Genomic DNA, 8,354 nt, shown 5'->3' with positions numbered 1-8,354 from the left:
TTTTGCACCTACTGAGTGCATTTTTGGATAATCAAAAAAACAGCATTTTTCATGGATCAATAATTACAGAGCCTTTACGGCAGAAGGGTTTCCGGATTTTCCAATTTCTTGGGATTAATTAAGAAGTCACGGATTCAGGTATAGATCACAGACCATTTCTACCACCTTATCCGGACATCCGGATAAAAACCATCCAGTTTCAACTGAATTATAAATATAATTTTTCTCTCTGATCCCCAACGGAATAATACCATTTCCACTTTCAAACTATGAGACAGAAGGTCTACAGCTCTTATTTTTCATGGTGATCGTTTAGTATTATAAAGTGGAATTGGTATAACACCAGCAGAAGAAAACCCAACCTTCAGTCCCGACAACTCTCCGTCGATATAAGGCTTGTAAAACCATCATATTTACGGAGTTTTTAACGCCATGCACCCGGCCATTAGCCGAAATACCAAACCATTCCCATGGCCATTAAAAATCGCAACCGTTAATTTTTTGCAATCTGCTGCCTATAATTTAATTATTCCTGCCTTCTGTTGCCTGCTGATTTCCCAACCATCCTCTGGTGACGTTATTTTATTGAATGAGCCGAAACCTCCCCCATTTATTCATACTTTTCAACAGACTGAAGTTGAAAATAGTACTGAGCTACTCATCAGTGGAACCAATAAATCAAACAGTCAGCAGACGCTTATTATCCGTATCGATAATGAAAGTTCCTCCAATTACCGCTCCCGGGTTAATAAAGAATTCACCCTGACACAGGGTCCATTTGAACTTATATTACCGCTCTCAGGACTGAAAACATCCGGTGGCCAGCTCTTTAAACAGCCCTATTCAAAGCTGTTTATTTTTGCCGCCGATATGTGGTCTGACATTGAACTGGAAAAGATTCACATCAGTACAACCAACAAGCTCCCGGAGCAAACGCTGGCTCTGGATTTTGGTTCACAGAGCAGTGCCGCTTTTCCTGGCTTCAAACCCATTGGCAAAGATAGCCCTTATCTCAGGGGGAAAATGACAGAGCGGGTACGTTCTTCAGGAGGGGCGTTAATTCGGGATGGTATTGTCGGGATAGATAACCTGCAAATCCCCTGGCCTGATGGTCAATGGAAACTCAGTTTATGGGCTCAGGATCAGGGCGAGTGGGAATATCTGCCTCACTTCCTCACACGGCAAATTATTGCTAATAAAACCAGCGTTATTGATGAAAAGCTGACCCGGGAACAGTGGATCAATAATGTGTACCTGGCGGGCAATAAAAAAGAAGGTGGTATTGATGGCGACCTGTGGACTCTGGTTGGCGAACGCCGAAGTGGCTTAGTGACTCAAAACATTGAAGTCACCGGTGGACTGCTAACTATCGACCTGAAAGGCGATTATGAGGCCAGATACCTTTCAGCCCTGGTATTGGAACCCCTTGATGGAAACTTCGCCAAAGCAACACAGGCAAAACGGCGTGAGCGTTTCCTGAACAAATGGCCGGTCGCCAGTGCCCCCTATAGCCCCCCTGAGTCACTTTCTTTGCAGGATATCAGTCAGCAGGTTAAGGATGGTGAGGCGTTCTACCCCGCCGCCAGAGATAGCATTCTTAACCTGACCTTCGAAATAGAAAGCCCTTTTGATGATATTGCCCCGGTTATCATTGTTTCACCGCCAAGATCCTCAGATGGGAAGTCACTCAAGGTCACAACACGTTATGGACACTGGCGCTATGAAAGACCAACACCTAATGCGACTTCACTGATACTGGACGACAGTTATCTCAGGGCGGATATGGAAAGCATCCAGCTATCCAGCAAGAGACCAAGGCGTCTATACGTTCAGGTGAAGATTCCCACTGAGGCATTTTCTGGCGATTATTCCGGAAAAATCCAGCTATTCAGCAGTGGAGAGCTGCAACTGCTGGACTACAAAGTTAAGGTGCTGCCGATCATACTACCCAAACTGAAAGCCTCTGTAGGCCTTTATCTGGAGCCCGCCCCCTTCTACCAATGGTTCAAGTCACTGAAAGCTCAGGCATCCAGCGCCACAGCCTGTGACCTCACATTAATGGCCGAACACGGCTTCAGTACCGTTGCTCCGGCATTAACAACACCCGGCAATGAGACAGCCCGGAAACAATTTATACAGCAGTTAAAACAGGTAAAACGTTTTGGGTTTAATGGAAAGGTCGTTGCCTATTCGCCACTGAAACGTCTTTTGCAGCAAAAAAGTGAACTCAGTGCCGGGGCTGACTTAATACAACTGAAAAAGTTACTGAAAGGCCAAAATCTTCCTGAACTATATTGGTCACTCTTTGATGAGCCAGCCCAAAAAACATTTCCTCAAATAAAGAGCACAGCCAACCTGCTCAACGATGATTCACTGCAATTTAAAACCGCTGGCCATATGAATAACGAGCGTCAGGCTGAGCTGGCAGAAGTGACGGATCTTCTCCTGATCAACCATGGCACAGAGATTACTGAAGAAAATATTAACAGCCTGAAAGAGAACAGTACTGTCTGGTTATACAACATGCCAAAACCAAGACTGGCCGCAGGTCTTTACCTGTGGAGGTCCGGTGCCGAAGGCTATTTACAATGGCATGGCCGTATGCCTACTGCTGATCCATTTGACCCAACCGATGGTCGCGAAGGGGACGTTATTTACCTTTACCCTTCAGCAGGCCAATGCCAAAAAGCACTGGATATTCACCACCGATTTATTGATCTGCATGAAGCAACCATTGATCTTCGCTGGTTACAGTGGCTTGAAAGTGAATCTGAAAAAAGCGCTAAAGCCAAACAGATTCTTTCTGATATCAGAAACAGTATCCCTTCACAATGGTCAGATTCATCTGGAGTCACTAATAAAGATTTACTTGATATACGTAACAAGATTTACTCACAAATACTTGACTGACTTGTTATCCAGCCAACCATCTTCAAGTCAGAAAATCATACTTAAAGCATTTCACCTTTAATAACAAAAAAAACAAATCATATCTATGATTAAGAGGTTTTCTCACCATCACTGATGATTATACAGGACTATTAAGCAATGGGAACTTCCACCTTAACAAACCAATCAGTTCCCCTGAGTCAGGGAGAGCATCATTCTTTAATAGGTTTAGTGAGCATTAAAAATAAAAAATGCAGATATAAAAATCACGAAATCAGTTCAGACGAAAAAGTAGCAAATTGGATAACTAATCATTATTCGGCTCGTTCGGGTATAGTCGGATTTGACAGAAACATTCCCTGCAGGTCAGCAAGGCGACATCCACCTGCAGGCTTTCATCCTGGATATTTTAAAAAAACGTCGTTCACTCCTGATTCGCAAAGTACCAGCCCATCCTTATCAACTAAAGATGATAGCAACATTATTGAAATCAATATCCTGGTCTCCGACGCAGAAACCAATGAGCAAGTGCTTTTACAAAAAGACTCCGCTGGACAATATTATTTATCAGACATCACTGGAAAAAGAAGATCGTTATCTGATCTTGGGACTGAACAGAGAACTATAAAACGGATAGTCGAAAGCTGTTTAGCTCACAACCTGAACAAGCCAATAGAATTTATGATTCAAAATGAGGTTATAAATCCAAAAGATTCAAATTTTGAAGAACCTATAATTCATTTAGCTATTTCATATATCCAGAAAGAGCTTCTGAAATTCCTACTGAATGGTAAGTATGTCGATATTAACGTTCGTAACTCTGAAGGAGATACACCACTCATAGTAGCAATAATGTTACACCCTGCTGAAGGTATTCTTGAGATCATTGATTTATTATTAAAATATAAACCAGACCTCACGATTAAAGACCGTCTCGACCAAACAGCTTTAAAAAATGCGGCCTGCTTTATCAAGTCATATGAAATAACCAAACGCCTACTGGAGCATCGTGCTTCTCCTAATGAAATAACGGAATTACCAGCTATTCAGAATTCTATGACAGAGCAGGAGAAAGTAGAAATTCAAAAAATTCACAACCTGTTCACTGAGTACAGAGCGATAGAAAGCAGCACTTTATCCGCTATAGATTCCATGGTCTAAGAGACTATTGAAAATGGCCCCGGAGAGAATTACCTGAAGCCTATACCATGCAACGACTTACGGATATCAGTCAGCAGTTCACCCTGCACCGTGGTGAAACAGGCCGCATCCGCACGTTGATCGCTCAGCGGTCATCAAACAGAAACTGCTGCACTCTCCGTTCAGAAATGACTGGCGATACGAAAAATAATTTACTTAATGGCAGGCCATTAACCCGGCGATCTTCAGCTATATTCAACAATCATTTTTTCAGAAACCCAACTCTCAGTGATGAAACATTGTACCAGCCAGTTCCTGCTCACTGGTCTGTTGTTCCTGACGTTATGGACAGAAGCTGCCCCGGGGTTTGGTCTGGGAACTGAAGCCTCAGTTGAGGAGGTGGCCGCCTGGGATATTGATGTCCGGCCCGATGGCATGGGTCTGCCTGCTGACAAAGGTGGTAATGCAATACAGGGCAGGATCGTTTATCAGCAGCACTGTCAGCACTGTCATGGTGACAATGGTCTGGGTGGTCCCTATGACCGGTTGGTGGGACGCCTTGAAAAAGATAGTTTTCCCTTTGCAAAAAAGGATCCTCCCGAAAAAACCATCGGTAACTACTGGCCCTGGGCCACCACCGTGTTTGATTATATTCGACGATCCATGCCCTACACCACGCCCGGTAGCCTGACGGACAACGAAGTCTATTCTCTGACGGCTTACCTGCTCTATGCCAACGGTATTATTCCCGAAGGGATGACGCTGGATGCCAGTAATCTTGCAACCATTGAAATGCCGGCCCGGCATCGTTTTATTCCGGATAATCGTACCGAAACCCATACTGTTCGCTAGGCACTGTTGACATGAATAAAGAAAAAAAAAGGCTATCTATTGCCCGTCGCCAGTTTCTGAAATCGGCGACCCTGTCAGCTCTTTCAACTCTGGCCATGGCCGGGAGTGTCGTGGCTGGCTCACCCAGATACCCGGGGCCTCTGGCAGGCACCAAAGGCACCCGTTCCCGGTATGAGGAGCTGGAGAAATACGTTCGTGGCGTGCTGGATATTGATGCCGATACCCCAATCCACCGGCTTTATGGCATGCTGACACCGTCTGACATGCACTTCCAGCGCAACCATTCCGGTATTCCCGAGATCAATCCGGATGATTATCAGCTATTAATCCATGGTCTGGTGGATAAAAATCTGAAATTCACATTGCCGGAGTTAAAACGGTTCCCTTCGGTGTCCAGAATTGCCTTTCTTGAATGCTCAGGCAATTGTCGGGACTATTTTATCAAAGGCCCACAAACCACCCCCCAGCATCTGGCAGGCCTGACCAGCCAGAGTGAATGGACCGGTGTCAGCCTTGCCACCCTGCTCAGGGAAGCTGGCCTAAAACCCAAAGCCCGCTGGGTTCTGGCAGAAGGTGGTGATGCGGCACTGATGACCCGGAGTATTCCCATTGCCAAGGCGATGGATGATGCCATCATCTGTTATGCCCAGAATGGAGAGGCCGTGCGCCCTGAACAAGGCTATCCGGTGCGCCTGCTATTACCCGGCTGGGAAGGCAGTTGCTCGGTCAAATGGCTGAGACGTCTGAAAGTGGGTGACCAGCCATGGATGACCCGGGAAGAGACCGCCAGATATACCGACCCTTTGTCCGACAATACCGCCCGTCAATTCAGTTTCGTCATGGATGCCCGCTCGATCATTACTTCACCCACCTACCCGATGCTTATGGAAAAAGGCTGGCATGAAATCCGCGGGCTGGCATGGAGTGGCCGGGGAGCCATTAAATCGGTGGAAGTCAGCGTGGATGGTGGTGGCCACTGGCAATCAGCTCACCTGAACCCTCCGGTGCTGGCAAAAGCGCACACCCGTTTTACCCTGCCCTGGCATTGGAATGGCAAAGAAACATTATTGCTGAGCCGAACAACAGACGACACCGGTTATGTTCAGCCCAGCGCCCGGATCCTGATTAATGCCCGGGGCATTGGCTCATTGCGTTATCATAACAATGCCATTATTGGCTGGCGTATCCATCAGGATGGTCGCGTTACTTACGATGTTATTGCCTGAACTAACTGTTGCCTGAACTAACAATACCTCATCAAAAAATACACCGCCTCCAAAAATCAGCTACCTTTGGTGGTGAATAAACTCACTCAGATTATCGTTACAGGCCTGTTAGTGAATGCATGTTAATAAATCCCAATATTGGCAAACGACAACTCACACAGACCAATCTGGTTCCAAATCAGACGCTTCTGAACAGGCGACTGATAAAGTACAACGCTGGTTTGACACTCAATCATCCACACAAACCAGCCGTTCAGGTTCAGAGTCAGAGTCAGAGTCAGACAATGACTCAACTCCTCACTCTTTGACTAAAAGAAGTACCTCACCCTGTGATATTTCAGAAAATTATTTACACGACACATCGAGCTCTGTTGACAGCCACATCAAATGGGAAACGGAATCATGCCCTCCAACTATTTATCATTCGCCGTTTGAGACAGAAGAAATTATCGATAAGATCCCCCTGTGTCCATCACAAAATCTTCTGGAACAAGCTCGCCTGGCAAAGAATGCAGAGGGTCACTGGTATTTAATCCATTGTAACGAAAAGACCCCCTTTTCCAAACTTGTGGATGACGAAAAACTTTTGCTCACTGTCAAGCATTGCTTATTAAATGGCTGGATTTCACCCATTGAATATTCAATAAAAAATAAACTTATTGACCCGGCAGAGCACACATATTTTGATAAACCACTGATTCATGCTGCTATTACTTCCAAGCAATCAGGCTTCGTAAAATTTCTTCTGGAAGGCAACTATGTAGATATCAATCAGCTTGATAGCCGTGGAGATTCGCCACTGATTACAGCCGTGCTGGAAGATGAAGAAAATCAGAACACGCAAATGGTAGATTTATTGTTACCGTACAACCCCAATCTTGAGATTAAAGACATCCTGAAGAAAACAGCATTGGAAACTGCTGCCTGCTGCTTAAAATCAGTAGATTTAACTCAGCGACTCCTTGAAAACAATGCCAATCCCATAATAATTACCGAGCTGCCAGTCGTTTCGGACGACATGTCAAAGCAGGAGAAAGCAGATATACATGAGATTCGAAAATTGCTAATCAGTTATGGCTGGGAAGATAAATCCTTTGACACGGCGCTCAAGACCAAAGAAATCCCCTTATAAAAGACGTTTAGAGGACTTGGCGCAACGACAAAAAAACCTCGGGAAATGAATGTTCCCCCGAGGTTTTTTATTACAGCAATAACTTACGAATATCCGTCAGCAGCTCACCCAGCATGGTGGTGAAACGGGCCGCATCCGCACCGTTGACGGCTCTGTGGTCATAAGACAGTGACAGAGGCAGCATAAGTTTCGGATCAAAGTCCTTACCATTCCATACTGGCTTCATGGAAGCCCTGGAAAGACCAAGAATCGCCACTTCCGGCGCATTCACTATGGGTGTAAACGCCGTACCACCGATAGAACCAAGGCTTGAGATAGTAAAGCAGCCACCCTGCATTTCATCAGGCTTCAGCTTTTTATCCCTCGCTTTACCGGCCAGTTCGATACACTCCACAGAGAGTTCCCACAGGCTCTTCTGATCCACATTCTTGATCACCGGCACCAGCAGGCCATTCGGTGTATCAACCGCTACACCAATATTGATGTACTTTTTGTAGATCAGTGTTTCACCGTCCGGGCTCAGGGAAGTACAGAACTGTGGCAGTTCCTTCAGAACGTAAGCCACCGCCTTCAGGATAAACGGCAATGGTGTCAGCTTCGTACCACGGGACTCTGCCAGTGCCTTCTGAGCCTTACGAAAGACCTCAAGCTCGGTAATGTCGCACTCATCAAACTGGGTAACGTGTGGCACGTTCAGCCAGGAGCGCTGGAAGTTCTGAGCGGCCACTTTACGCAGTCGATTCAGAGCGACTTTTTCAATATCACCCCACTTACTGAAGTCGATCTCAGGCATGGCTGGAATACCCAGACCTGAGGACGTGCCCTGAGCGGCTTTCGGCTTCTCATTGAGGCGGGTCTTAACGTACTTCTGAACGTCTTCTTTCAGAATCCGGCGACGGGGGCCAGTGCCTGAAACGACCGCCAGATCCACACCAAACTCACGGGCCAGTTTACGAACGGCTGGACCGGCATGGTAGTTACGGTTAACGCGTTCCAACTCTATTGGGTTCGCTTCAGCACGAGGAGGTGGAGCGGACGGCGCACGGGATGGCGCACTGCCCTCTTGAGGAGCCGCTACCGGAGCTGTCGCAGCTGGACTCGCAACCGGTGTTACT

General features: G+C 46.3%; 6 protein-coding genes. 5 read left to right on the top strand and 1 reads right to left on the bottom strand.

Going from position 1 to position 8,354, the window contains the following annotated elements:
* Positions 1–432: 432 nt before the first annotated feature.
* The 5 genes from RM811_RS20695 (at position 433) to RM811_RS20675 (ending at position 7,239) form a co-directional block, all read left to right on the top strand.
* Positions 433–2,910, top strand: a complete 2,478-nt coding sequence (locus RM811_RS20695) for a hypothetical protein (protein ID WP_402527824.1) — start codon at positions 433–435, stop codon at positions 2,908–2,910.
* A gap of 138 nt (positions 2,911–3,048) precedes the next feature.
* Complete coding sequence (locus RM811_RS20690) at positions 3,049–4,050, top strand: ankyrin repeat domain-containing protein (protein WP_402527823.1); 1,002 nt, start codon at positions 3,049–3,051, stop codon at positions 4,048–4,050.
* A 270-nt stretch (positions 4,051–4,320) separates the two neighbouring features.
* Positions 4,321–4,881 carry a c-type cytochrome gene (locus tag RM811_RS20685; protein ID WP_402527826.1) on the top strand — a complete coding sequence of 187 codons (561 nt, stop codon included), beginning with the start codon at positions 4,321–4,323 and terminating at the stop codon, positions 4,879–4,881.
* 11 nt (positions 4,882–4,892) lie between these two features.
* A complete protein-coding gene (gene soxC, locus RM811_RS20680) occupies positions 4,893–6,107 on the top strand; it encodes a sulfite dehydrogenase (RefSeq protein ID WP_402527822.1) in 1,215 nt (404 codons plus the stop codon).
* A 115-nt stretch (positions 6,108–6,222) separates the two neighbouring features.
* Positions 6,223–7,239 (top strand): ankyrin repeat domain-containing protein, encoded by a 1,017-nt coding sequence (locus RM811_RS20675; protein ID WP_402527820.1) that lies wholly within the window; start codon positions 6,223–6,225, stop codon positions 7,237–7,239.
* A 70-nt stretch (positions 7,240–7,309) separates the two neighbouring features.
* Here the strand turns inward: RM811_RS20675 and RM811_RS20670 are convergent.
* The coding region (locus tag RM811_RS20670) for a 2-oxo acid dehydrogenase subunit E2 (RefSeq protein ID WP_402527819.1) at positions 7,310–8,354 on the bottom strand (1,045 nt) is incomplete at its 5' end.

Origin of the sequence: Endozoicomonas sp., from assembly GCF_031844845.1 — a bacterium.
GTDB lineage: Bacteria > Pseudomonadota > Gammaproteobacteria > Pseudomonadales > Endozoicomonadaceae > Endozoicomonas.
Note: the sequence above shows the minus strand (reverse complement) of the source record. Positions and strands in the feature narration are given on the sequence as shown.

What these genes read in the sequence shown, in the direction of transcription:
- RM811_RS20695 (WP_402527824.1), top strand. Translation starts at nt 433, where the DNA reads ATGCACCCGGCCATTAGCCGAAATACCAAACCATTCCCATGGCCATTA.
- RM811_RS20690 (WP_402527823.1), top strand. Translation starts at nt 3,049, where the DNA reads ATGGGAACTTCCACCTTAACAAACCAATCAGTTCCCCTGAGTCAGGGA.
- RM811_RS20685 (WP_402527826.1), top strand. Translation starts at nt 4,321, where the DNA reads ATGAAACATTGTACCAGCCAGTTCCTGCTCACTGGTCTGTTGTTCCTG.
- soxC (WP_402527822.1), top strand. Translation starts at nt 4,893, where the DNA reads ATGAATAAAGAAAAAAAAAGGCTATCTATTGCCCGTCGCCAGTTTCTG.
- RM811_RS20675 (WP_402527820.1), top strand. Translation starts at nt 6,223, where the DNA reads ATGCATGTTAATAAATCCCAATATTGGCAAACGACAACTCACACAGAC.